Here is a 24388-nt window from a genome sequence, read left to right as displayed (position 1 = left end):
GGGATGGAAGGCTGGACGCTGCCGATTATGTACGATTACTACGCACAGCGCGCGACCGGCGATTTTACGTTGATGGATAAGGCATTTAACGGCGAAATCTCCTTTACCGATCCGGGACTCGTCCAAGGCGCAACCGATATGCTGGCTTTCGCAGAAGCGAAAGGGTTTGCTGATGGCTGGCTAACGGCAGATTACGGTACGGCGCGGAATCTGTTCGGCCAGGGACAAGCAGCGATGTTCTTCATGGGCAACTGGGAAGCGAGCCTCGCCGCTGATGAGAACTTCCCTGAGGAATTCCGCCAGAACGTAGGCGCCATCTCCTTCCCTGCTTCCGATAAAGGAGCTCAAACCGATATTGCAGCTTGGTACGGAGGCGGCTATGCCATCTCCAAGAACACCAAGCATCCGGAAGAAGCGATTGCCTTCATGAAATATTTCTTTACGCCGGACAATTGGCCGAAGAAAGTGTGGCAATCCGGCGCTGGCACACCAGCTCAGAAGTTTGACCAATACTTAACCGGCGAAGAAACGGTGCTGCAGAAGCAGCTCATCGACATATTCACCAATATGACATCTTCTGCCGGAACACCGCTTCAAGATATTTCAAGTGATGAATTCAAGCAGAAATCGATGGAAATCCATCAGGAGCTGTTATCAGGCAAGATCACGCCTGATCAATTCGCGAAAGATCTCGATGCCGCAGCTGCCAAAGCAAACGGTAAATAATCAACCTTGAGAGGTGTCCGTCAGTAAGCCTGATTGTTAGGCTTACTGACGGACACCTATTTTTTTGGAGTATTGGCAGGAATTGCAGGATCAATCACGAATATTGAACATAGACTCCATGTATACATTTGTAAACAAAGAGGAGGAATTCAAGCTTATGGATCAGGATTTTCGTAAAAAAATGTTTCGCGGTGCCAAAATCGAAGATACGATACTAGAACTTGAGAAGCTCAGTCAGTTGTGCGAAAGCTATATGGTCAAGAGCGACCACACTGAACGTCAGCGATTCTATGAAGGGATGGCCATTGCTTATACGACGGTGGCGCTGAAGTTAAAAGGCGAGTTCGAATACATCGACCAGAGCGTAATCGGTCATCTCTATCAAGCTGCATCCGGTAACGGAATCACGGCCTCAGAACATGGCGTTGCGCATACCGACTCTTGTTCATTCTGCAACCGGAGTAAGGATGAAGTAGGTCAGCTTGCACTTGGACCGGGTGTGTCAATCTGCAGCGGATGCCTTGAGTTCGGGCAGCAAGTCGTTCAATCACAACCATAGCAGACACATCCACGATGAAGAGGGTGCCTCCACAGATCAGATCGATCTTGCGAGTCGCCCTCTTCTTCTATACTCGGTGATGATCTTCACTACCTCAGTTCTAACATCCTCCTTAAAAATGCATACCTTCATCTTAATTTTCCGGCATGTTCACTCCAAGATGGCTCGGATACGATAGCATTATCGGATCTTTGGGGTTGATTCAAGCCCCACCCAGTATAAGAAGGACGGAGATGTTGAACACCATGCACAAAGTACTCAGTGACAAAAAAGCAATCTTTCTGCTCATCGCTCCGGGCTTGATCTTATTTGTATTTATGATCTGCGTTCCCATTATGATGAGCGCCTATTACGGCTCGACGGACTGGGGCGGCATCGGTAACTACAATTTCGTCGGCCTGAGTAATTATAAGGAGATTCTGTTTGAGGACCCGGTATTCTGGAGTTCGCTCTGGAACGCTCTGCTGCTCACGGCGGCCACCCTTGTGATCCAGCATCCGATTGCCATCCTACTGGCCATCTTCCTTACGCATTGCGGGAAGTACGAGAAGATATTCCGGACGATCTTCTTCATTCCGGCGGTCATCTCCATCGTCGTTACGGCCAAGCTGTGGAGCGGTATCTTCCACCCGAATTACGGTCTGCTCAACAAATTCCTGGACGGCATCGGACTAGGGGTGCTTAAGCACGATTGGCTCGGCGACCCGGCGACCGCCATCTGGTGCATCATTGTTGTCGTGATGTGGCAAGGCTTCGGATATGCGCTCCTGCTCTACTATTCCGGTCTCCAGGGAATACCGAAGGATCTCGGAGAAGCCGCCAAAATCGACGGAGCCACCTATACGCAGCTGTACACCCGAATCATGATACCGCTGCTTTCACCAATGATGCGGGTGGCCGTCATTATCGCGGTTACTACCTGTCTGAAGCAGATGGAAACCGTGTTCCTAATGACTAACGGCGGACCCGCCAACAGCACGCAATTCCTGGGCAACTACATCTATAAGGTAGCCTTCTCCTCATCCCTCTACGGGTACGGGAACGCCATTTCCGTGTTGTTCATTATCTTTTGCCTGATCCTGACGGTAATCTTGAACAAAGCTCTGAAAAAAGACGTCGGAGAATTTTAATTAGAGGAGGGATTCCAGTTGTCATCACCAATATCAACAGCTCAGAAGCCGCCGGAGGTTCCGTCCTCAAGCCGGATCGTCCGGCGCAGTCCGTGGCCTAAGATTGCACTATTTACTTTTATGATTATCGTGGCATTGATCCAGCTGTTTCCGTTAATCTGGCTGATCGATTACTCATTGCTGAAGAGCGGGGATTTCTTCGGAAAAAGCTTTCTAATCTGGCCCGACCCGCCCCAATGGATTAACTATAAGAACGCCTTCACTTACGGCCGTGTGCCACTGTTCTTCTTCAACAGTCTCCTTGTCACCGTCATTACCGTTGTCGTCTCAGCGATACTGGCCTTGATGATGGGATATGCCTTTACCCGGATGAAATGGAAGCTTAGCGGCTTCTTTCTCGGATTCGTCATGCTCGGGATGATTATTCCGATCCATGCCACGCTGCTGCCGAATTTCATCCTGTTTCATAAGCTGGATATGCTAAACAACCTGTTTACGCTCATTCTGCCTTACACGGCTATCGTCATTCCAATTAGCATGTTCATCATGACCGGATTTCTGGAGACCATCCCCAAGGCCATTGAGGAATCGGCCGTCATGGATGGAGCCGGCATCTTTGGGGTTATTTTCCGAATTATCCTTCCCATCACCAAGCCGGCGATTGCGACCATCTGCGTTCTCAATTTCATCAGTACCTGGAATGAATTCATCATGGCCAACACCTTCCTCACGAGTGAGAATATTAAGACCATTCCATTCTCCATCATGAAATTTGCCGGTGAATATTCCTCCAATTACGGAGCTCAGTTTGCCGTCATGACCATCATCGCCCTGCCAACAATTCTGATCTACTTGCTGTTCACCGAACAGATGACTAAGGGGATCACCGCCGGCGCGGTGAAAGGATAAGGCAAGAGTGTTCTCGACTTACCTCTCCTGACAAGTGATTGCCCGGGCACGCTCGATGGCTTCCGCAACCGTAAGGTTCATCTTCACGCCATCCGCGCCCGTCCATTCGACCTCGCCTGCTGCGGCGCCGCGGCCCACGATTATACGAATCGGCGCTCCTGCGAGATCGGCGTCCTTGAACTTCACGCCCGCCCGCTCATCGCGGTCGTCCAGGAGCGGGTCCAGTCCGGCATGGCGGAGCTCACCGTATATTTGTTCAGCCAGCTTAAGCTGTACCTCATCTTTCGTGGCGACCGGAATGATATGCACTTGAAATGGAGCAACGGAGATCGGCCATACCAGTCGATCTTCGATAATGCTCTGCTCGGCAATCGCAGCCATGACGCGGGATACCCCGATTCCATAACATCCCATGATCAGCGGCTTGGCCTCTCCCTCCGCATCCAAGTACGTTGCATTCATCGCCTCGCTGTATTTCGTCCCTAATTTGAACACATGCCCAAGTTCAATTCCGCGATGGAACTGTATCGGCTCCCCACACCTCGGACACGGTTCACCTTCGATTACGTTGCGATAGTCGCTAACGAATTCAAGCGGGAAATCCACTCCAGGCTGTACGCCCCGGATATGAATATCCTTCTCATTGCCACCCGTTATTCCGTGAACCATAGCCGCAACCTCATAATCTACGAGTATCGGTATCGTTAGACCCACCGGTCCAGCAAACAAGGCAGACGCACCGGTAATCCGCGTGACCTCTTCCGCTTCGGCAAGCTCCGCTTGTTCTGCCTGCAGATAGGACTTTACTTTCGTCTCGTTGACTTCCCGATCACCGCGGACAAGCACGGCGTAGCTACGTCCATCCACACGGAAGATCAGCGTTTTGATCAGTTGCGCCGAAGTCACCTGGAGCGATCGGGTCAGTTCCTCCATGCTCTTGACGCCCGGTGTGTGCACCCGCTCCGTCGTTGAAGCTGGAGAGCCGCCTGCGATGGCATCTGTCCTATCAGCAGCTTTATCCATGGCGGCTGCTTCAGCCCGCTCCAGATTCGCGGCATACGTACAACGGCTGCAGGACACCACCGTGTCTTCCCCGATGGCCGCCAGCGCCATGAACTCATGCGTCTCGCCTTGACCACCGATCGCACCGGCGTCTGCTTCCACTGCCCTGAACGTCAGCCCACAGCGCTTGAATATTCGTTCATACGCTTGATACATGGCCCGGTAAGCGACATCGAGCCCTCCCCAATCACCATCGAATGAATATGCATCCTTCATCAGGAATTCGCGTCCACGAAGCAAACCAAAGCGCGGGCGGCGTTCATCCCGATACTTGCTCTGAATCTGGTAAAGGTTCACAGGAAGTTTTCGATAGGAAGAGATTTCCTGACGAACGATTGAGGTGATCACTTCCTCATGCGTCGGTCCCAGTACAAACTCCCGCTCATGCCGGTCCTGCAGCCGAATCAGTTCCGCCCCATATACATCGTATCTTCCCGAATCTCGCCACAGTTCCGCCGGCTGAATCGCTGGCATCAGCATCTCCTGTGCACCCGCTGCATCCATCTCCTGACGGACAATGCTCTCAATATTGCGCAGTACCCGTCGTCCGAGCGGCAGATATGAATATACTCCTGCTGCCGTTTGACGAATATATCCCCCTCGCAGCATCCACTGATGACTGGATACTTCGGCTTCGGATGGCACTTCACGCATCGTCGTCATAAACAATTGACTTTGCCTCATATCTTGATAACCTCCTTCATCTTCTGAAAATAAACGCAAAAAAAACACATTCTCCGCTAGGGACGAATGTGCTTCGTGGTACCACCCTGATTCAATCCTGCACGGCACAGCAGCTGCCATCCAAGATTCTCAACAAGGCAATAACGAGCCTGGGCCGGCTCCGCTGTTAACAGCGGGCAACTACAAGGTAGGAAGCTTGCCACCGGGCATTCAGAAGCCTTTCAGCCGAGGGCTTCCTCTCTGTGTTGCCGGATGCGGGCAAACTCATGTCCTTGATGATCGTTCTTCACGATAATTCATTTGCCAATACATTACAACCGCATCAACATGATGTCAAGCGGAAGATATCCCGTTCTTCTCTTAGAGATGGTCGATATGGTCCAGCACCTGCTTCAGAATACCGATGACATGTTCATCTTCGTACGTATAGAAATACGTATTGCCTTCTCTGCGATATTTGACCAGTCGCAATGTCCGCAAATAGCTGAGTTGATGGGAGACAGCGGATTGGCTCATGCCGAGCACTTCGGCGATATGACCAACCGGGCACTCTTCTTGGGACAGCAGATGCAAGATCCGAATTCGAGTCGGATCGGATATGGCCTTCAGTAGACGTGACGCTTCCATGGCCTGGTCTTCTTGCAGCAGCTCATGATGCTCTTTATTCATACTAATCCCCCTCTTCGTTAATTATAGCCTGAACGATCGCGCGCGCATCCCTTCCTACTCCGGTCAGGAGGGCGGAGCCTCTGTGCGTCTGCCATGGAAGTCCCACATAATACAAGCCTGAGATCGGACTATGACCGTTGGCATGAATGACGGCCTGCTCATGATCCATCGCGCCCTCGATGCGGAGCCAATCATATCGGGAGACAAAACCGGTAGCCCAAATGACGTTGCGGACGGATACTATCGTCCCGTCATCAAGCTCCATACCGGAGCTGCCGGCTCGGACAGCTCTCTTTTTCAACACCACTTTACCGCACTTGACCGCTTGTTTCAATTCATATCCAAAAATCGGATCCCCTTTACGCCTCAGCGCCCGGCCAATCCATGAATCTGTGCGTGCTGACAGAATCCCCAGGCGATCCAGCCACCAGAACATACTCTTCCCGCCCATCGTCATCGGCAAGATCCGCGGCCGCTGTCCGAGCGACAAGTACGTCTCACGGCTGCCCGATAACTCGGTTGCAATCTGGGCCCCGCTGTTCCCTCCGCCCACCACGAGTACATTGCCTCCCTGAAGTTGCGACGGCTCCATGTAAGCGGAGGAATGCAGCTGCAGAATGTCCTTCGGCAGCGCGGCAGAGAAAGCGGGGATTCGCGGTCGCTGAAAGGGACCTGTCGCTATGATCAGCTTCTTCGCGCGCAGTTCTTCTCCCTCGGTATGAATGACAAACCCATCCCGCTCCTTCGTTACGGACAACACTTCCTGCTTCCACTGGATCGGCAATTCAAATCGGGATGCATAAGATTTCAAGTAGGCAGCCACTTCATACTTATCAGGGAAGCCGTCAGGGTTCCCCTGCATCTCCATCCCGGGCAGCGCACTATGCGTCCGAGGCGTAAACAACCGCAACGATTCATAACGAGCGAGCCATGTTTCTCCTGGCTCCGATCCCCGATCCAGCATCACAAATGACATACCTGCTCGGCGTAACCAATAACCTGCCGCTAATCCAGCTTGTCCCGCACCGATAACGACGACATCCCATATCATAAATAAACCACCTCAAACTATATGATTGATTGCTCATATATAGATATAACATATCCCACCCTAATATGAAAGCCTTTAAAACAAGAAGGTTGGATCTGGCCGGCACATACTCAGCAAAAAAATCAATCAATTCCGTTGACAATATGACATAGCAGTCATACTATAGGCGTAAAGTTGCTTATAGGAAACAATATATGCTCGGCCCAATATAATAGGAAGAGGTTAAATTTTATGGATAAGACTAAACAGCTTCAGCATTTACATCAAGCTGCGCTTGGTGATTGCTTCAAGATTGAGCAAGTTCATATCCGCGGCGACCATAAACGCCGGCTACTGGACCTCGGGTTCGTACCGGGCTCGGTCATTGAAGTGCTGAAGTCCAGTCCACTCGGGGACCCGACCTCTTACCGAGTGGCAGGAACCGTCATTGCACTGCGCAAAGAAGAAAGTCAGCTAATCTGGGGACAGGTGATTTCATCATGAGAACATATACCGTTGCATTAGCGGGCAACCCGAATACGGGAAAAAGCACGCTGTTTAATACCCTGACTGGCCTGAAGCAGCACACCGGCAACTGGTCCGGCAAAACCGTCAGTCTGGCCAGCGGGAATTATGATTATAAAGATGTTCGCTTCCAGCTCATCGATCTGCCGGGTACCTACTCCCTCTTTTCCAATTCCGCTGATGAAGAAGTAGCCCGGGACTATATCATTTTCGACAAACCGGATGTGACGCTGCTGGTACTCGACTCGACGGCGCTTGAACGAAGCCTGAATCTGGCGCTGCAGGTGCTGGAAATGACCGATCGGGTCATTGTCTGTCTTAATCTGATGGATGAGGCCCGGAAGAAAGGGATCGAAGTCCATCTACGCAAGCTTGAAGCCAGACTTGGAGTTCCTGTTATCCCGACGTCTGCTAGAAATAATGAAGGCCTTGATGCACTATCGGAAAAGCTGCTTCTGATGTGTACCGGACAAATAAAAACCACTCCATACCGCATGCGGTATCATGAGCAGCTAGAGCACGAAATATCACGGCTGGAGCCGGAACTACGGGCGATCTTCCAGGATGAATACCCTGCCAGATGGCTTGCGCTCCGCTTCCTTGATGGTGACCGGAAATTGATTGAAGCGCTGAAAGACCGACTGGGTTCTTCAGACAAAGGAGGAGTCGCTTATGGAGCGCCTACAACGATTGGAAGCTCTAACGGACAGCATTCCTGCTGAACCCCCCTATGACGTGCGCGAGGACATCGTAGGAGAGTTATTCAAGAAATCGCGGGAGCTTTGTAGTGACGCTGTAACCATCACGAATCGCGAACTCCTCTATCGTTCCGAACGGCTTGATCGCATCTTCACCTCCAAGCTGTGGGGTTTTCCGGTGATGCTGGCCATGCTCGGAGTTATATTTTATCTCACGATAGCCGGGGCTAACGTTCCTTCCTCCATGCTTGCGAGTTTCTTCGGCTATATCGAAGGATATTTGACGATGGGATTTACGGCGGTTCAAGCGCCAGAGTGGCTGCACGGGCTGCTCGTACTCGGCCTGTTCCGCGGCACGGCTTGGGTTATCAGCGTCATGCTGCCGCCGATGGCGATATTCTTCCCGGCATTTGCCCTGCTGGAGAACTACGGTTATCTGCCGCGGGTCGCCTTCAACCTGGACCGCTTGTTCAAAAAAACCGGTGCGCACGGCAAACAATCGCTGACGATGGCGATGGGATTCGGCTGTAATGCAGCCGCGATCATGTCCACCCGTATCATCGAATCTCCCAGAGAACGAATGCTCGCCATTCTGACCAACAATTTCGTGCCATGTAACGGCCGCTGGCCGACCCTGATTCTGCTGGCTTCCCTGTTTATGGCCGCCGGCTTTGCCGGAGGTGCCCAGACGCTTGTGACTGCCGCGGTCGTGATCGGAATGGTTCTGATCGGCGTTGTGGTCACGCTGACCGTATCGTGGGGATTGTCCAAAACGGCCCTGAAAGGTGTCCCGTCTCACTATACGCTCGAACTTCCACCCTATCGCAAACCGAAAATCTGGAACACGATTCTAAGATCAACCCTCGACAAAACGGTCTATGTGCTGCGCAGAGCCGTAATCGTCGCCGCGCCAGCGGGCGTGCTGACCTGGATTCTGGCCAACATTCATATCGGTGATTCCAGCATCTTGCTGCACTTTGTCAACTTCCTGGACCGTTCGCTCGCTCGCTCGGGTTGGACGGCTTCATTCTCATGGCCTTCATTATCGGACTTCCGGCCAATGAGATCGTGCTGCCCATCCTGTTGATGGGGTACCTCGCAACGGGCTCGTTAACGGAAGTGAGCGATATGTTCGCGCTCAAGCAGATCTTCGTCGATCAGGGCTGGACCTGGTTAACGGCGCTTAACATGATGCTATTCTCGCTGCTACACTATCCGTGCGGCACAACGCTGATCAACATCTGGAAAGAAACCAAGAGTCCTAAATGGACCTTCCTCGCCTTCGCCATCCCTACGGCCATCGCTATCGGCGTCACTTTCATCGTCGCCCAAGTCGTAAGAGCGCTCGGGTGGGTATAGAACGACGATACGCTCAAAAAAGATCGCAAGACAGAAACTCCGAGTGGAGCTTGTCTGCGATCTTTTTGCTGCTCATATGATGATGATACTTAGCCTTTAACCGAACCGGCCGCAATACCTTCCACGATCCGGTCACTGAGGAAGAGGAACATAAGCAGGATTGGCAAGATGCTGATCATCAACGTTGCGCCAATCGCGCCCCAGTCGGTTGTATATTGGCCGATAAAGTTCTGAACGCCGACGGTCAGCGTCTTGAACATATCCGAGCTGATAAACGTATTCACGAATATAAATTCGTTCCAGTTATAAATCATGTTAATGATGGCGGTCGTAGCCAATACCGAGCCGGTCATCGGAAGGACGATTCGGAAGAATACGCGATGAACGGAACACCCGTCCATGACCGCTGCCTCTTCCACTTCCTTCGGCAGCGTGTAGTAGAACCCTAGTAGTATCATGATCGTAATCGGCATATTAAACGCTACGTAGGACAGCACAAGCGACAACGGATGATCCGTCAGCCCAACTTTATTAAACATGCTAAACAATGGAATCAGGGTGGAATGAACCGGAATCATCATGGCGACCATGAACAGTCCCAGCACAAATGAACTCCCCTTCCATTTCATTCTCGTGATCGCAAAGGTTACGAGACTGCCGAGAATGATCGTCAGGCCCGTAGCCACGACCGTGATCCACACGCTGTTCAGAAAATAGACGCTGATATTACCGGCACTCCATACCTTCTCGTAATTCTCCCACTTTGGATCCAGCGGAAGGGATAACGGCGGTAAGTTGAACACTTCCTGATTGTTTTTGAGCGAGAACAGCATCAGCCATACGAGAGGAAACAGCTGAAAGATTCCCACGCCGATTAATATCACGTAGAGCAGTAGATAACCTATCTTATTCAGCGCGTTCTTGCCTGAACGGTTGCGCTTGCCTTCTAGCTGCCCTGCGGCTCCGGATATCATATAGCTTCCCTCCTTATGAATATTGGATTGTTTCTTTGGTTGCCGTTAACTTGCGGATAAACCACGTCACGACAAGACAGATGACTAACAGGAAGAACCCGATGCGCTGCCATATCCGAAATCATAAGCGCGGAAAGCCGTATGATACATATAAGAAGCCATTACTTCACTCGCGCCATTTGGCCCACCGTCGGTCATAACAAAGATCAGATCGAAATATTTCAGTGAACCGACAACCGCGAGTACAATCGTAACCTTGATGACTTCCATGATGAGCGGAAGCTTGATGCGGAAAGCGATCTGGATCGAGGTAGCTCCATCGATCTTGGCCGCTTCCACCAACGAAGCCGGAATGTTCTTAAGGGCCGCATAATAGATCAGAATGTAGAAGCCTGCATACTGCCACAGGATCGGGATAAACAAAGCGTAGAGTACCAGCGATGGCTCAGCCAGCCAGGCCGGCGGATTGGCGATGCCAATCGACTCCAGAAAGCTGTTCACGATACCGTTCGTAGGATGATAGATACGCAGCCACAGCTGCGCGATCGCCACGGAGGAAAGCAGCATCGGAATCAAGTATATTTTGCGGAACAGATTGGCCCCCTTGATCTTCGAGGACAATACCATCGCAACAGCAAGATATATAAGTAAACTCGCAGCCGAGAACAAAGCCAGCAGCAGGGAGTGCCACGCACTATCCCAGAACTTGCCGTCCGTTAACAGTGCTTGATAATTTTCGAGTCCGATAAAGGTCATCGCGCCGATGCCGTTCCAGTCATTCAAGCCATAGTAGGCCGTGAGCACGATCGGAATATAAACGACGGCCATGATGACAAGCAGTGCGGGCAGTACGTACAATGCAATGATTCTCTTGTTGGACATCACCTTATCCACAGGAACCGACCCCTTTCTTATGTTGCATACGATCTTCATGAAAAATATTTATCCGGCATTGCTGCTGGATAAATGATCATACTTGGGTTCCATCAATCTAAGGATTATTTACCTTTAGATAAGGCCGCATCATGCTCTTCTGCATATTTCTCCGGCGTGACCGCTTTACCGAAGAGAGCTTGAATCATATTCAAGTGCGTCTCGGCTGCATTTGCTTCCATCTGCACATCCGCGAACAATGTGATGCTGCTTGCCTGATTCATTTCATCAAACAGATCGATATACAATTGAGGCAGTTCCAGTGTGGACGTGTCCACCTTGGTGGCAGGGATGACACCAGCGCCCGTAACGGACTGCTCTCCCCACTTGGTTACGAAATATTCTACGAATTTCTTCGACTCTTCTTTCACTTGGGAGCCTTCGGAGATAAACAATCCGACGCCCGGGCCGCCGACCCAGCTATTGATATCGCCTTGTCCGCCTTCCACTGTCGGGAACTTAAAGAAGCCGACGTTATCGCGGAACTCTTGCGGGATTTCTTCGTTCGTCGTAAAGTTCGGCAGCTCCCATGTACCCATCATGTACATAGCGGCCTTCTCGTTCAGAAATTCAGATTTAGCTTCTTCGTTAGACAGGCCGTTGAAGCCTTTCACGAAAGCGTTGCCATCCACCAGCGACTGAATTTCGCCTGCTGCGTTCACGAGCGACTCTTCGGTAAAGGATCCGGAACCGCTGATCGCATTAGCCAGTGCTTCCTGACCACCCATCCGGTCAGCCAGATACATGTACCAAAGGGAGCCGGTCCAGCGATCTTTATTACCCAGCGCGATCGGAGCCATGCCGTTGTCCGAGAGCGTTTTCACAACCGCCTTAAATTGTTCGTAGGTTTGCGGAACTTCGAGATTGTACTGTTCGAAAATCGCTTTGTTGTAATACACTGGCGCAATATTGAACTCCAACGGAAGCGCATACGTCTTATTCTCGATCGCATAAGCTTCTGTAGTACCTGCGACGAACTTGCCGTTCAGTTCACCATCCAGCAAGTCGTCTACCGGAGCAAACAGATTGCCTTCAACATAAGGCTTCAGGAAGCCCGCTGCCCAGGTGACGCCAACGTCAGGCAGTTCATTGGAAGCCGAAAGCACTTTCAATTTGTTCTTGTATTGCTCGTTGTCTAATACTTCTTGCTTAATCGTGACATTCGGGTTTTCATTCTGGTATTCTTCGATGATCTGGTTCACGATTTTATTCTGACCTGCCGATACGCCAGCTGGCCATAAATGCATGAAATTAACCGTTACTTTATCGCCGTCACTACCGCCACTTGCACCGCCGCCACTGTTGCCTGATCCGCAACCTGCGGCAATCAGAGCTACACACAACGTCAGAAGCAGAACCGTCCATTTTTTGTTGAACACGTTTACAACCCCTTTTCCTCATTATCTATCGCGTATTGAAACCGCTTTAATCAAATTGTATCAGCGAGGAGAAGATGCGATAAGGACATAACCATTGGGACTAATTCCACTTTTATTAGATATGTTCATTCGTATCGGTCACACCTTGACGGTATTGGCTTGGACTGACACTCTCATGATCACGGAACACTTTCACAAAATATTTAGCAGTCTGATATCCTACCCGTTCGGAGATTTCGGCAACGGACAGCGAAGTGCCGGCCAATAGTTCTTTGGCTCGCTGTACTCTTCGACGCGTCAGATATTCACTGAAAGTTATACCCGTCTGATCTTTGAATAGTACGCTGAAATAACTCGAATTCAAATGGAGTGCTTCCGCTACCTCCTTGAGCGACACCGGTTCATGCAGCGACCCATCCACGTATTCCAGCGCTTCCTGCACCTGAACGCTGTATATCTTCTCCTGCTGCGCGGCTTCAAGCAGCTTCGGATCGACCAGCCTCTCCATGCGCTCAATCTGCTGCTGACGTTCCCCCTTGGCTAACGCCGATTCAACAGCCGCAACTAACTTCCGTTTATCAAGCGGCTTCAACAAGTAATCGACCACTCCGTGCTGTAAAGCTTTGCGTGCATAATCAAACTCGGAATACCCCGAAATAACGATGATCACAGGCGGATTCTTCACATCTTGCAATCGCTCAATAAGTTCAAGTCCGCCAATCTCAGGCATGCGGATATCCGTGATGACAAGATGCGCAATTTCCCTTTGCAGCCACTGCAGCGCTTCAACTCCGCTTGCGGCCATCTCAATACGATGTTTGCCTGAAGACCATGCCTCCAGCGTCTTCCTTACACCTTCCCGCGTTCTAGGTTCATCATCCACGATCAATATCGTCTTCATGTCCTGCTCCCTCCCCCTTCAACACCGGAAAATTATCCGGGATTCGAAATGATACCGTCGTCCCTTGACCTTCTATGCTAGCAATATGAAGACCGGACTGGTCGGAATTGTAATACAGCCGGAGTCTTTGCTCCACATTGGCGATTCCAACGCCACTCTTTTTGGACGAGACCGCTTGCCCTTTTTCCATAGATGCATATAAGGCAGCAATCGTCTCTTCATCCATGCCAGGTCCATCGTCCACGATCGAAATTTCGGTATAGCCCGGATGCGCCTGCGACTTCCTGGCACTGACAACGACAGTCCCTGGACCCAGCCGCTGCTCCACCCCGTGCAGGATTGCATTCTCCACGATCGGTTGAATCAACAGCTTCGGAATCGGAACGTTTCGGCTTGCATCATCCGCTTCAATCCGCCATGACAACCTGTCCAGCATTCGCATCTTCATGATCAGCAAATACCGCTCCGCATGCTCCAATTCATCCCGAATCATTACCCATTCATCCTCATCCTTACGGTTAATGACGTAACGGAACAAACCGGACATGGCAACCACGACCTCAGCGAGTTCTTCTTCCCCCTGCTCATCTAACGCCCAATAGAACGCTTCCAATGTGTTAAACAAAAAGTGCGGATTAATCTGTGCCTGCAGCGCTTTCAGCTCGGTTCGGCTCTGAATGAGCTCCTTCTGATAGACGACCTCGATGAGTTCATTTAATGAATCGATCATCTGATTGTACGTATTGTTAAGCTCGTTGATCTCCATCGTCTTGGAGCTGACGGGAATCGGTTTCAGCGTACCGAGCCTGACGCCGCGCATCGCGCGGATCAAATTAAGAATAGGACGGATAATCATCGTGGTCAGGATAAAGCTGAGGAATAGGAATAGCAAGGCGCCAACCGCCCCGGATATGATAATTGCTGTCCGCAAGACGGAGATACCTTCGGTCGTATAATCCACCGGCGTCAGGATCACCAGATTCCAGCCGGTCGCCTCGGAACGCCTCTGAACGGCTATATAATTCTCATTGCCAAGGGTGATCGTCTCACCCTCACGATGTAATATTTCCGCCGAATTCACAGGCACGGCAAAGTCCGAGGAAATCTCATTGCCCGCTTGATCGAACAATCCCATCGCCTCGCGCGAGTCGGTCCTAAGGCTGCTGCTTGTATCGGTGAGCTCAAAATACTCCTTCTCCAGCTTGAGATACAAATAACCGCCATGGGCATACGAATGATCAATCAGGCGGACTCGGCGGACGGCTACGACCACATCCGGATCACGCGGGTCTTCGCCGAACCATACTAGCTTCCCCATCCCGTAATCCGCACGATGAATCCAATCACTCGAAACCCGACTGAGCAAACTGCCCTCATCCAGCGGAAACAGCCGCCGATAATCGGTTGTATATAACTCCAGCGATCGTATGCCCGTCGCATAAGCCTCGAATTTACGGACCTCTTGCTGCAGAGATTGACGTTCGTTAAAGCTGAGCGGTCGTCCTTCCGTCTCCTGCGCCAAATAACGCTGAACCGTTGCATTGGTCGAGACTTGTGCCGTGAGCGTGTCCACCTGTCCCAGCAGGGCGTCCAGCTTGCCCGTCGTCTGGACCGCCGTCTGCTGAATATGCTTCTCTGCACTGTTACGCAAAAGCACAGCGACCTGATCATATACAAAAACCCCGACCAAGGCGAGAACGATTACCATGACCAGCATGAATCCGAGAAATATTTGATTTCTTAGGGTGTTCAGTTTAACAAATCGGCCCAAGATACGTTACACTCCCCTTCCACCTGAAACTGCTATCCACTATACACAATTTGTAACAAAATGGGGAGTCGAATTCATCCTAAAACAAAAAGAAGTGCGCGGGTTAGTGTCCCCGCGCACTTCTTCCAATATTCAACAGATGAAGGCATGTTATACAGGATATAGCTCCTGATGCTGTTCCAGTTTGTTTTTGCACTCTTTGCACAATCCTTTGACGATTCCGGCATCGTTCGCATAGAAGACGAGCGGTCGTTTGCGATTACATCGACTGCACGCCTGCCCTTGCTTGAGCGCACGGGATCTTGACCCGGACTTGAACGGAATCACCTTACGTCTGGATGTATGGTTACTGCTGCTTCTCTTCCTGAGTATGACAGCGATGATGATTAGAATCACGATGATCAATATAACGACTAGAACGGGTACCATGAATAATAACCTCCGGTTGTTCATTGAAGAATGATCTGCGTTGTGGATAAGCTACTTTATATTTTAGCACATATCGGATTGGCATATTTGGAGGGAACAGCCCAAATTATTGGCGTCTCCGCACATTCCCCCCTCATTCTACATAAGATGAGTTGACTGTATCCCTTAACCTTGTTAGACCACACATACCCGGGCAAGGAGGGGTGACACCATTGAAGGGGACCGATCATAACAGCAAGTTCTTGTTGACCCACCGTGAACGTGAGGTATTTGAATTGCTCGTGCAAGACAAAACCACTCGCGATATCGCTGGGCAGTTGTTTATTAGCGAGAAGACGGTGCGTAATCACATCTCCAATGTCATGCAGAAACTGAATGTTAAGGGCCGTTCGCAAGCTGTCGTCGAGTTGATAAAACTCGGTGAGTTGAAGATCTGACACCTCGCCAGCTATTCCAGCTGGGACACAATAAAAGCCTTCAATCCTGTACCAACAGGATATGAGGGCTTTTTTTGTTTGGTTAATTTTCTCCCTTGCTTCCGTTTGCTTCATGTCTTATTATGGAGAGGAATGAAAATTATTTTCTTTTCGTTACGTTATTATGTAAAATTATTTTTAATAATGATTCTGTGAAATCCCATCCGCTTTGTTGCCCAGAATATAAGCTCATCCAGGGATTATTTAGAGGAGGCTTGTAATGACACCGATCTTGCATATTATTTCAGTCGAGAAAGATCGTCTTCCCCGTCAGGAACGGCGACTTGCCGAGTTCATACTGGCCGCGCCTTCCGAGATTGTGCATATGGGCATCATGGATCTTGCCGACCGATGCGAGGTCAGCGCGGCGACGGTCACCCGCTTCTGCAAAAATTTTCAATGCAAGGGCTATCCCGATTTCAAGGTTAAACTCGCTGCCGAAATTGCCCATGCCGAAATGGCTTCCAGAACAGGTGCCACCCGTTATCAGGATATCGTCGCCGGCAATCCGCTTGCAGGCATTGTAGAAGCCATCGAATCGAATCATCTCACCTCGATCCGGGATACAACGGAACTGCTGGATCTAGGCAAGCTGGAACGTGCGGTCGATGCGCTCTGCCGCGCCAAACGCATCGATCTCTATGGTGTAGCTACCTCTTCCATCGTCGCCCAAGATTTCTATCAAAAGCTGATACGGATCGGGAAGAATTGCACTGCCTTCGCCGATTCCCACATGCAGATCACATCCGCGTCAACGCTCACGGCCAATGATGTGGCCGTAGCGGTCTCCTATTCCGGTGAGACTCCGGAGACGATCGATGCCCTTGCCTGCGCCAAGGATTCGGGTGCCTTCACCATCAGCATCACTTCCTACAGAAGCAGTGCTGTATCCGCATTAGCGGACATTTCTTTGTATTCCTCCTCTCTGGAGGAAGGAATGCGACGCGGAGATATGGCGTCCCGAATCGCCCAGCTCCATATTATCGACATCCTGTTCATTGGGATGGCCAGCCGGGACTTCTCGACCTATGTTCCAAAGCTCGAGCAGTCCTACCATAACGTTCAAAATTACCGCAAAAGCCGAGGAGGACAATAACACTTATGAATATTTACACATTCCGCGATGAAGAACAATTTGTACAAACGGGGGCCAACCTAATCTCCGGCTTGCTGCACACCAATCCCCGAGCTGTATTGGGACTTGCGACAGGAAGTACGCCAGTGGGCCTTTATGCCAAGCTGATTGAGATGAACCGTCAAGGCCTGGTCAGCTTTGCACAGACCACGACATACAACCTGGATGAATATGTGGGCTTGCCGGAGCATCATCCTGAAAGCTATCGCACATTCATGAATGAGAAATTCTTCAACCATGTGGATATCGAGATGGAACGTACGCATGTACCGAATGGCAATGCTGCCAATCCGGAAGAAGAATGCCTGAATTACGACAACATGCTGGAAGAGTTCGGGCCTGTGGACTTGCAGCTTCTTGGTCTTGGTCACAATGGACATATCGGATTTAATGAGCCCGGAGACAGCTTGAGCGGTGGTACCCACCTCGTAGAACTGCAAGAAAAGACCCGTTCAGCTAACGCGAGGTTCTTTCCATCGCTGGATGACGTGCCTACCCATGCGATCACAATGGGGGTCGCCACGATCATGAAAGCAAGGCAGATCCTACTGCTCGTCCGAGGCGAGGACAAGGCTGAGATCGTACACCGTGCGCTGAAAGGGCCTATTACGACAGAATGTCCCGCATCCCTGCTTCAATGCCATCCGAACGTTGTCGTGCTTCTCGATCAAGGTGCGGGGAGATTACTCGTATGAGCAGCCCCATCGAAGCTTCAGTCCAATTGTTGTACGGTCATGTCCTGACGCCAAACGGAATGAGCAAAGATGGAGTTGTCGCCATACAAGGTGAGCGCATCGCTTATGCAGCGATGCCGCCGACTTGCCCGCAGCACTTAAAGAGTCCGCACTGGAGGTTATCAATCAGCCGGATGGCTATATTGTTCCCGGCTTTATCGATATCCATGTACATGGCGGGAACAGCGAGGATTTCATGGATGCGTCCAAGGAAAACCTAGATAAAATCACGGCGTTCCACAGTTCACAAGGCACTACCGCTATGCTGGCCACTACGATGACGGCGCCGAAAGCGAACATTGATCGCGTCTTGGCGGAAGTGCATCAATATCGCAGTCAAGGCATGCCACATGCACGTCTTGAAGGCGTCCATCTGGAAGGACCATTCATTAGCCCCAAATGGCCGGGAGCGCAGAACCCGGAACATATCGTTCACGCCAACATCGAATGGCTGGAAGAGTGGGTCTCGCGTTATCCCGACCTGGTTCGCCAGGTAACGCTTGCTCCGGAGCGTGAAGGAGCGCTGGAGGCAATCTCCTGGCTCAGCGAACGCGGCATCGTAGCAGCACTTGGTCATACGGATGCTACATATGACGAAGTCGAAACGGCTGTTGAAGCGGGATTAAGTCACGGCGTGCACACCTTCAATGCCATGACTGGACTCCATCACCGTAAACCCGGCGCCGTTGGTGCCATGCTCGGCGATGACCGGCTTAGCTGCGAGATTATAGCCGATGGCATTCACGTCCATCCTGCTGCCATTCGCATACTCGCCCGCATGAAACCAGAGGGTCAATTGATTCTCATCACGGATGCCATGTCAGCAACGGGCATGCCTGACGGCGAGTATACACTCGGGGATTTGCCTGTTACCGTAGAGGATGGCATTGCAACGCTGAAAGAAAATCGCAACAGTCTGGCCGGCAGCACATTAACGATGATCAAGGGGTTTCAGCTCTTGGTCCGCGAGGTCGGATTGAGCATCGAGCAAGCTTCTCGGCTGGGCAGCATCAATCCCGCCAAAAAAATCGGCATCGATCAACGTACAGGCTCACTGGAAGCAGGCAAGCTGGCAGATGTACTGCTGCTATCTAGCGATTTGGAGCTGCACGGCGTATGGATTCAAGGACAGCGCAAGCATTAACCTTCATTTTCATTGTTTAACGGCAAAAGGAGCTGCCTCTTCTAGGAATATAAATTCCTAACAGGCAACTCCTTTTTGTATAGGGATTTTACCGCATATTGCGATTTCCGCCGAACCAACCATCATCCGTATCGTTCTTGATGAGATTGCCACGCGTATCGTTCATACCGTCACGCGCACCCAAATTCATTGGGAAGATACGGTTAATCCATGAACCAAAATCACGGGAAAGCGTACCTAGTGTGTTCTTCGCATTGTCACCTGTTACGTATCCGGCAGCATGCTGGTGAAATTCTTCATCTGTCGATACATAAACCTGAGAGATATGCGGAGCGGTTTTCCGGATTTTGCTCGTTATTTCTTGACGAACATGCTGTGACACTTCATCCTTGTTGCTCATGATGCCCATATTATTGTGATTATATGTGCCGTAAGGCGCACCGTTGATGCCAGTACCCATATAGCTGTCATTCAACGTACCGTCCGTACCCGCCATACCTGTGCGCGTACCGTTGGTACCCATCAGGCCATTGGTTCGTGTGCCGTTCAGCGTATTATAACTGCTTCCACCAAATCCGCCTTTACGTGTCGTACCGTTCAGCCCGAAACCGCGATTGTCTGCACTGCGTCCCAAGCCGATATCCTTCTCTACCGTATGCCGAGTTTCATTGGCCATACCACGAAGCAAACCGACACTGCTTGTACTCATATTGCCATTGAGCCGGGTCTTGCCTGTGTTCGTACGAATTCCCGTCGTGTTGCGGTCAATCGTAGAATTCGCTCGCGTTCCCTTGCTGATTCCCGTCACGTGTCCATTAATATTGCTCGTGTTCACGCCGTCTTTGGAAATCGAGACGTACGCGCTGCGATTCGTCACGAAGACATGCGCAGTGCCGACTCCTTCGATATCGGTTACCTTCTTGGATAACACGTTGCTGTATTTCAGATTCGTAAGATCATGTTGCTGGGACCCCGTCATATTCTGATTATTGCGCACAGAGTGGACACCTACACGGCCTCCATCCACACTGTTGGTACGGGTCGTATTCCCGTCGTTCGCGTTGCCGCACCCCGTCACTGCCGCCATACTGAGGAGCAAAGCTGTGGAGACGGTAAGCGTAACTGCTTTGGATTTCATCATGAATTCATCCTCCATCTCTATAATAAGTGTATTAACACGTATAGGATGGCCTTCGGACAATTACGGTATGCTGAAAGGTTTTTACATGGAAGATAACACTTGTTCAGGGTCCCTATATACAAAAACACCGAACAGATAGCCTATCTGCCGGCGTTTTATCTTACCCTATGAAGATGGTTGCTGTGCTTGTTCCCGGGCATATTGCATAATATCGGCAAGCGACTGTTCAAGCGCAAAGTGCGGATACCAGCCAAGCTCCGTAAGATGCTCTGCTCCACTCGCTCCATTGGCTCCTTTGTTTAATGAATCAGGAGTTAGTCTGGCTTCACTTGGACCATAATCCACTGGAACTGCAATCTGTGCCAAAGCCGTAAGTGCCTGCGCTAACTCCCCAAGAGTGTGCTCTACGCCGGATTGAATCGAGTAGGACATCCCAGGTTTTCCTTCTCTTAACAACACATCATATGCCGCTACCGCATCTCGTACATCAAGAAAATCACGTGACTCAAAACGCGAGCTGATTCGAAATTCGGGAACAGCTCTACCCGCTTCATAACGGGCGATGTATTTCGCAAGCAATGTACAAAAGCCTGCAGACTCGCCCGGTCCAATCAAATTCGAAGGTTCGGCAAGAATAACCGGCTGTTGATACAGACTTTGCCATGCCGTTGCCACCCAACTGGCAAAAGTCTTGCTAAGGCTGTACGGATGAGGAACGGCGGCTGCACCCTTAGCAGGATCTGTGCTAAGCCTAGAGCCTACCATCACGAGCCTGCTGCCGGGGCAATACTTGCGCACAGCTTCCAGGACGTATACTGCAGCCATGACATTGCTCTCCATATACTCGGTCGGAAACTTCCATGAGTCAGAGGCTGAATTTTTTCCGGCTACATGCAGAATATAATGAGGCAGGATCTGCTGAATCAAGTCTTCCACTTGAGAGCGGTCCTCGAGATGGCATACGAAGGGAGTTACGCCTGGAATGGTCTGCAACGCCTGTTCGTTTCGCCCGGCAGCGATAACAGTGTAACCCTGCCGGACAAAATGCGCACAAGCATGACGTCCCGTAAAACCAGACGCACCGGTAATCAATAACTTCGAAGCTGTCAGTGATTTTGCTGCCATACGTGCATCTCCCTTAGCATCTGCGCGTAATCCGGAAATAAATACGCCGCATCCAGGCGGGTGCTCTGCAGCGTCCGATCTTGCACCATATGATCGGAAGGCCGTATCGTCACGTCCTCTTTGCCCCATATATCCTTGAATAGCAGCAGCAGTTCGTATTTGTTAAGCGGCTTGGGATGGGCAAGATGAATGAGGCCTCCGACATCTCTATTCATGAAGAATTCGATCGCTTTGGCAAGCTCCAGAGTCGTAACGCCGTTCCACATGACCCTGCGGTAGCCAGAGACCTCTCCTCTTTGCTTCATGAACCAGTTCAGCAGGCCAATTCCACTCTTGCGCACCTCCGGTCCAATAATCGAGGTACGGATGGTGAGATGATCCGGTTCATTCACTTCACCCAGCGCTTTTGTCAGCGCATAGGAAGAGACCCCATCGGGAGTATCACTCTCGACATAACCGCCTTTCGTTCCCAGAAAGACACAATCTGTGCTGATATGAATCAGTCTGGCAGAGATCATATCCGCCAAATGACGCAGACGATGAGGCAAGAATCCGTTAATATGATAAGCATTTATTTTATCCGTCTCGGCGAACTGATTGAGCACCCCTACTGCATTAATGATCATATCTGGCCTGACCGCTTTAACCACTTGCTCAACAGCGCTCATATCCGTTACATCCAGCACCAGCCCTTGCGAATCGCATCGGTCCCGGGTGGTGTAAAAGACAGCGTGCTTGCCTGAAGATTGAAAATATTTCACAAGCAAGTGTCCTGCCATACCATTTCCCCCGAGAATGAGCATCTTCATGGCAAGAATCCCCCGCGTTTCAATATTTCACGGATTTCGGACTTGGTCATGAGCTGGTGCTCTGAACTGAAGCTGTTAAACGATACTTTCGGCAGATGTTGATAATGATCCTTCAGATTTGGAATATCTAGCGTCGGCAATATCACAAGATACTCATCATCGTAAGCTACGGTCGTAAGACTCTCAAAATCACTCATCAATATTTCATGAATCTTCTCACCAGGGCGAATTCCCGTCTCCACCAAGGTAACATCCGTTCTGCCTGATGCTTCGATGAGCACCTCGGCCAGATCGACGATGCGGCATGTTGGCATCATGATTACGAAGATTTCCCCGCCAATACTCTCAATGGATGCTTTAAATAACAATGAAATCGCATCTTTCAGTGTGAGGAAGAATCTGGTCATATGCTGATCGGTAATGCTGATCTGTCCTTTTTGCCGAATCTGATTCTTAAATACGTGTACTACGCTACCATTCGTCCCCAGAACATTACCGCCGCGTACGCACACGAACTGGGTCGTCTTGCTCAGCAGGTTGGCATATACGATCAGCTTCTCACCAATCGCTTTGGTCATGCCATAGAAGTTGGACGGATTGGCTGCTTTATCGGTGGATATATAGATGACTTTCTTTACCTTATTCTCAATGGCCGCTTCAATGACATGCTGTGTTCCAACAACATTCGTCTTGAGCGCCTCATAAGGATGCTCCTCGCAGACTGGAACATGCTTTAACGCCGCTAGGTGAAAAACGTAATCCACATCCTGACAGGCTGCTGTCAGGGCATCCTTATCACGAATATCACCAATACGGAACGTAAGCCTTGGATCTTCAAATTCACGGTCCATGGCCACCTGGGTGGCTTCACTTCTGGAGTACACAATAACCTGTTTAGGATTCAGCGGCAAAAGCTGGCTGATCAGTTCATGTCCCCAAGAGCCTGTGCCGCCTGTCACCAAAATCCGTTGATTAGTGAACATTCACTTTCCCTCCAAGCACATATTTTACGACGGTACGCGACACATTGTCCGCCAGATAACCTTCCGGGCATTTCCAATCCCGACTAAGCTGTGTCATAAGTTTCACAGCATCATGAATGCTGGCTGCATCCAATCCGGACACGATGTTGCTGCCGCAATCCACGGTTTCGGGCCGTTCCGTGGTTTGGCGGACCGTCACGGTAGGTACGTGCATGATGCAGCACTCCTCCTGTACCGTGCCGCTATCGGTTATCGCGCATAGCGCTTCCTTCTCCAGCTTGACGAAATCGAAGAATCCAAAAGGCTCATGCATCTCAACGAGTGGATGCAGGGCTATATCCAGGACTCCGCCAAGACGGGATGCTGTTCGCGGATGAAGACTGCAGATCAGGCGACGGCCGAACGTCTCGGCCACCGCGTTCAGCCCGTTCAGAATCTCTCGCAGATGCTCGGGCCGGTCTACGTTCTCGGCACGGTGAATCGTCACGAGAAAATATTGCTGCGGCGCGAGCGAGAGCTTCTCCATAATCGTGCTTTCATCCACCTTGTCATCATAATGCTGCATCACTTCATAGATTGGATTGCCGGTAAGCACGATGCGCTGGCTCGGTACTCCTTCACGCAGCAAGTGGTTCTTGCTGTAACTTGTGTAAGGCATATTAATAGATGACACTGCATCGATAACTTTGCGATTTTTCTCTTCAGGAACGTTCAAATCAAAACAGCGATTCCCAGCTTCCATATGCACGACCGGATACCCCATGCGTTCAGCCAATATTGCGCACAAAGCGCTGTTCGTGTCACCGAGGAGCAAGACGGTATCCGGCTGTTCCTGGTCCAATATTTCCTCCATTTTACTGAACATAACAGCGAGTTGACTTCCCAACGTTGCCTGTTTATCCTGAAGCACGTAATCCGGATGCCTTAGACCCAGCTCCGAGAAAAAAACACCGCTTAGCGAATTGGTGAAATTCTGTCCCGTATGCACAAGCACATGACGCTCAGCATACTGATCCAGCAGAGGAATGATCAAGCTTAATCGTATAATTTCGGGCCTCGTACCCAAGATCGTCATGACTTTCATAATGGATTCTCCCTTGCCA

General features: G+C 50.6%; 22 protein-coding genes and 3 pseudogenes. 11 read left to right on the top strand and 14 right to left on the bottom strand.

Going from position 1 to position 24388, the window contains the following annotated elements:
• Positions 1-3 precede the first annotated feature (3 nt).
• From JCM10914_RS31420 to JCM10914_RS16130, 4 genes are all read left to right on the top strand, one after another.
• Entirely contained in the window at positions 4-726 is a 723-nt protein-coding gene (locus JCM10914_RS31420; protein WP_023962878.1) for an extracellular solute-binding protein, read from the top strand.
• Positions 727-883: 157 nt separating this feature from the next.
• Complete coding sequence (locus JCM10914_RS16140; RefSeq protein ID WP_023962876.1) at positions 884-1285, top strand: ClpX C4-type zinc finger protein; 402 nt, start codon at positions 884-886, stop codon at positions 1283-1285.
• A 245-nt stretch (positions 1286-1530) separates the two neighbouring features.
• Positions 1531-2415, top strand: coding sequence for a carbohydrate ABC transporter permease (locus JCM10914_RS16135; protein ID WP_036718615.1), 885 nt, complete (start codon positions 1531-1533; stop codon positions 2413-2415).
• 18 nt (positions 2416-2433) lie between these two features.
• A complete protein-coding gene (locus JCM10914_RS16130) occupies positions 2434-3324 on the top strand; it encodes a carbohydrate ABC transporter permease (RefSeq protein WP_023962872.1) in 891 nt (296 codons plus the stop codon).
• Positions 3325-3342: 18 nt separating this feature from the next.
• Here the strand turns inward: JCM10914_RS16130 and JCM10914_RS16125 are convergent, their stop codons facing one another.
• The 3 genes from JCM10914_RS16125 to JCM10914_RS16115 form a co-directional block, all read right to left on the bottom strand.
• A complete protein-coding gene (locus JCM10914_RS16125; protein WP_023962870.1) occupies positions 3343-5070 on the bottom strand; it encodes a proline--tRNA ligase in 1728 nt (575 codons plus the stop codon).
• 360 nt (positions 5071-5430) lie between these two features.
• Positions 5431-5739 carry a metalloregulator ArsR/SmtB family transcription factor gene (locus JCM10914_RS16120; RefSeq protein WP_023962868.1) on the bottom strand — a complete coding sequence of 103 codons (309 nt, stop codon included), beginning with the start codon at positions 5737-5739 and terminating at the stop codon, positions 5431-5433.
• Position 5740: 1 nt separating this feature from the next.
• A complete protein-coding gene (locus JCM10914_RS16115; RefSeq protein ID WP_036718612.1) occupies positions 5741-6787 on the bottom strand; it encodes an NAD(P)/FAD-dependent oxidoreductase in 1047 nt (348 codons plus the stop codon).
• Positions 6788-7021: 234 nt separating this feature from the next.
• Here JCM10914_RS16115 and JCM10914_RS16110 point away from each other — a divergent pair, with 234 nt between their 5' ends.
• The 3 genes and pseudogenes from JCM10914_RS16110 to JCM10914_RS16100 all read left to right on the top strand — a co-directional run bounded on the left by JCM10914_RS16110 (position 7022) and on the right by JCM10914_RS16100 (position 9351).
• Positions 7022-7273 carry a FeoA family protein gene (locus JCM10914_RS16110; protein ID WP_023962864.1) on the top strand — a complete coding sequence of 84 codons (252 nt, stop codon included), beginning with the start codon at positions 7022-7024 and terminating at the stop codon, positions 7271-7273.
• Positions 7270-8016: a FeoB small GTPase domain-containing protein gene (locus tag JCM10914_RS16105; protein WP_023962862.1), complete on the top strand. Its 747-nt coding sequence runs from the start codon at positions 7270-7272 to the stop codon at positions 8014-8016. Before JCM10914_RS16110 ends, JCM10914_RS16105 begins: the two co-directional genes overlap by 4 nt.
• Positions 7967-9351, top strand: a pseudogene (locus JCM10914_RS16100) (nucleoside recognition domain-containing protein). Before JCM10914_RS16105 ends, JCM10914_RS16100 begins: the two are co-directional and overlap by 50 nt.
• A gap of 89 nt (positions 9352-9440) precedes the next feature.
• Here JCM10914_RS16100 and JCM10914_RS16095 read toward each other — a convergent pair.
• The 6 genes and pseudogenes from JCM10914_RS16095 to JCM10914_RS16070 form a co-directional block, all read right to left on the bottom strand.
• Positions 9441-10325: a carbohydrate ABC transporter permease gene (locus tag JCM10914_RS16095; RefSeq protein WP_023962856.1), complete on the bottom strand. Its 885-nt coding sequence runs from the start codon at positions 10323-10325 to the stop codon at positions 9441-9443.
• 13 nt (positions 10326-10338) lie between these two features.
• A pseudogene (locus tag JCM10914_RS16090) lies at positions 10339-11219 on the bottom strand (carbohydrate ABC transporter permease).
• A gap of 104 nt (positions 11220-11323) precedes the next feature.
• Positions 11324-12637 (bottom strand): extracellular solute-binding protein, encoded by a 1314-nt coding sequence (locus JCM10914_RS16085; RefSeq protein WP_023962852.1) that lies wholly within the window; start codon positions 12635-12637, stop codon positions 11324-11326.
• A gap of 115 nt (positions 12638-12752) precedes the next feature.
• Entirely contained in the window at positions 12753-13538 is a 786-nt protein-coding gene (locus tag JCM10914_RS16080; protein ID WP_023962850.1) for a response regulator, read from the bottom strand.
• Positions 13513-15309, bottom strand: a complete 1797-nt coding sequence (locus JCM10914_RS16075) for a sensor histidine kinase (protein WP_023962848.1) — start codon at positions 15307-15309, stop codon at positions 13513-13515. The genes JCM10914_RS16080 and JCM10914_RS16075 overlap by 26 nt, the downstream gene beginning before the upstream one ends.
• 150 nt (positions 15310-15459) lie before the next feature.
• On the bottom strand, positions 15460-15738 hold the full coding sequence (locus JCM10914_RS16070; RefSeq protein ID WP_052019840.1) for a hypothetical protein: 279 nt from the start codon (positions 15736-15738) through the stop codon (positions 15460-15462).
• A gap of 212 nt (positions 15739-15950) precedes the next feature.
• Between JCM10914_RS16070 and JCM10914_RS16065 the strand changes: the two genes are divergently transcribed.
• The 4 genes and pseudogenes from JCM10914_RS16065 to nagA all read left to right on the top strand — a co-directional run bounded on the left by JCM10914_RS16065 (position 15951) and on the right by nagA (position 19227).
• Positions 15951-16175: a LuxR C-terminal-related transcriptional regulator gene (locus tag JCM10914_RS16065; RefSeq protein WP_006208732.1), complete on the top strand. Its 225-nt coding sequence runs from the start codon at positions 15951-15953 to the stop codon at positions 16173-16175.
• Positions 16176-16434: 259 nt separating this feature from the next.
• Positions 16435-17310: a MurR/RpiR family transcriptional regulator gene (locus tag JCM10914_RS16060; RefSeq protein WP_023962845.1), complete on the top strand. Its 876-nt coding sequence runs from the start codon at positions 16435-16437 to the stop codon at positions 17308-17310.
• A gap of 5 nt (positions 17311-17315) precedes the next feature.
• Positions 17316-18044, top strand: a complete 729-nt coding sequence (gene nagB / locus JCM10914_RS16055; protein WP_023962843.1) for a glucosamine-6-phosphate deaminase — start codon at positions 17316-17318, stop codon at positions 18042-18044.
• A pseudogene (gene nagA, locus JCM10914_RS16050) lies at positions 18041-19227 on the top strand (N-acetylglucosamine-6-phosphate deacetylase). Before nagB ends, nagA begins: the two are co-directional and overlap by 4 nt.
• A gap of 88 nt (positions 19228-19315) precedes the next feature.
• Here nagA and JCM10914_RS16045 read toward each other — a convergent pair.
• The 5 genes from JCM10914_RS16045 to wecB all read right to left on the bottom strand — a co-directional run bounded on the left by JCM10914_RS16045 (position 19316) and on the right by wecB (position 24369).
• Positions 19316-20368, bottom strand: coding sequence for a hypothetical protein (locus JCM10914_RS16045; protein WP_023962839.1), 1053 nt, complete (start codon positions 20366-20368; stop codon positions 19316-19318).
• Positions 20369-20533: 165 nt separating this feature from the next.
• Entirely contained in the window at positions 20534-21493 is a 960-nt protein-coding gene (locus JCM10914_RS16040) for an NAD(P)-dependent oxidoreductase (RefSeq protein WP_023962837.1), read from the bottom strand.
• Positions 21475-22302: an SDR family oxidoreductase gene (locus tag JCM10914_RS16035; RefSeq protein WP_023962835.1), complete on the bottom strand. Its 828-nt coding sequence runs from the start codon at positions 22300-22302 to the stop codon at positions 21475-21477. Before JCM10914_RS16035 ends, JCM10914_RS16040 begins: the two co-directional genes overlap by 19 nt.
• The gene (locus tag JCM10914_RS16030) at positions 22299-23285 is read right to left on the bottom strand and encodes a polysaccharide biosynthesis protein (protein ID WP_023962833.1); all 987 of its coding nucleotides are present in this window, start codon (positions 23283-23285) and stop codon (positions 22299-22301) included. Before JCM10914_RS16030 ends, JCM10914_RS16035 begins: the two co-directional genes overlap by 4 nt.
• A complete protein-coding gene (gene wecB / locus JCM10914_RS16025; protein WP_023962831.1) occupies positions 23275-24369 on the bottom strand; it encodes a non-hydrolyzing UDP-N-acetylglucosamine 2-epimerase in 1095 nt (364 codons plus the stop codon). The genes JCM10914_RS16030 and wecB overlap by 11 nt, the downstream gene beginning before the upstream one ends.
• Positions 24370-24388 lie beyond the last annotated feature (19 nt).

Source organism: Paenibacillus sp. JCM 10914 (genome assembly GCF_001315105.1).
Lineage (GTDB): Bacteria > Bacillota > Bacilli > Paenibacillales > Paenibacillaceae > Paenibacillus_AQ.
This window is presented reverse-complemented; position numbering and strand designations above follow the sequence as displayed.

What these genes read in the sequence shown, in the direction of transcription:
- nagB (WP_023962843.1), top strand. Translation starts at nt 17,316, where the DNA reads ATGAATATTTACACATTCCGCGATGAAGAACAATTTGTACAAACGGGG.
- wecB (WP_023962831.1), bottom strand. Translation starts at nt 24,369, where the DNA reads ATGAAAGTCATGACGATCTTGGGTACGAGGCCCGAAATTATACGATTA.
- JCM10914_RS31420 (WP_023962878.1), top strand. Translation starts at nt 4, where the DNA reads ATGGAAGGCTGGACGCTGCCGATTATGTACGATTACTACGCACAGCGC.
- JCM10914_RS16030 (WP_023962833.1), bottom strand. Translation starts at nt 23,285, where the DNA reads ATGTTCACTAATCAACGGATTTTGGTGACAGGCGGCACAGGCTCTTGG.
- JCM10914_RS16045 (WP_023962839.1), bottom strand. Translation starts at nt 20,368, where the DNA reads ATGATGAAATCCAAAGCAGTTACGCTTACCGTCTCCACAGCTTTGCTC.
- JCM10914_RS16035 (WP_023962835.1), bottom strand. Translation starts at nt 22,302, where the DNA reads ATGAAGATGCTCATTCTCGGGGGAAATGGTATGGCAGGACACTTGCTT.
- JCM10914_RS16040 (WP_023962837.1), bottom strand. Translation starts at nt 21,493, where the DNA reads ATGGCAGCAAAATCACTGACAGCTTCGAAGTTATTGATTACCGGTGCG.
- JCM10914_RS16135 (WP_036718615.1), top strand. Translation starts at nt 1,531, where the DNA reads ATGCACAAAGTACTCAGTGACAAAAAAGCAATCTTTCTGCTCATCGCT.
- JCM10914_RS16060 (WP_023962845.1), top strand. Translation starts at nt 16,435, where the DNA reads ATGACACCGATCTTGCATATTATTTCAGTCGAGAAAGATCGTCTTCCC.
- JCM10914_RS16110 (WP_023962864.1), top strand. Translation starts at nt 7,022, where the DNA reads ATGGATAAGACTAAACAGCTTCAGCATTTACATCAAGCTGCGCTTGGT.
- JCM10914_RS16070 (WP_052019840.1), bottom strand. Translation starts at nt 15,738, where the DNA reads ATGGTACCCGTTCTAGTCGTTATATTGATCATCGTGATTCTAATCATC.
- JCM10914_RS16120 (WP_023962868.1), bottom strand. Translation starts at nt 5,739, where the DNA reads ATGAATAAAGAGCATCATGAGCTGCTGCAAGAAGACCAGGCCATGGAA.
- JCM10914_RS16140 (WP_023962876.1), top strand. Translation starts at nt 884, where the DNA reads ATGGATCAGGATTTTCGTAAAAAAATGTTTCGCGGTGCCAAAATCGAA.
- JCM10914_RS16095 (WP_023962856.1), bottom strand. Translation starts at nt 10,325, where the DNA reads ATGATATCCGGAGCCGCAGGGCAGCTAGAAGGCAAGCGCAACCGTTCA.
- JCM10914_RS16105 (WP_023962862.1), top strand. Translation starts at nt 7,270, where the DNA reads ATGAGAACATATACCGTTGCATTAGCGGGCAACCCGAATACGGGAAAA.
- JCM10914_RS16125 (WP_023962870.1), bottom strand. Translation starts at nt 5,070, where the DNA reads ATGAGGCAAAGTCAATTGTTTATGACGACGATGCGTGAAGTGCCATCC.
- JCM10914_RS16080 (WP_023962850.1), bottom strand. Translation starts at nt 13,538, where the DNA reads ATGAAGACGATATTGATCGTGGATGATGAACCTAGAACGCGGGAAGGT.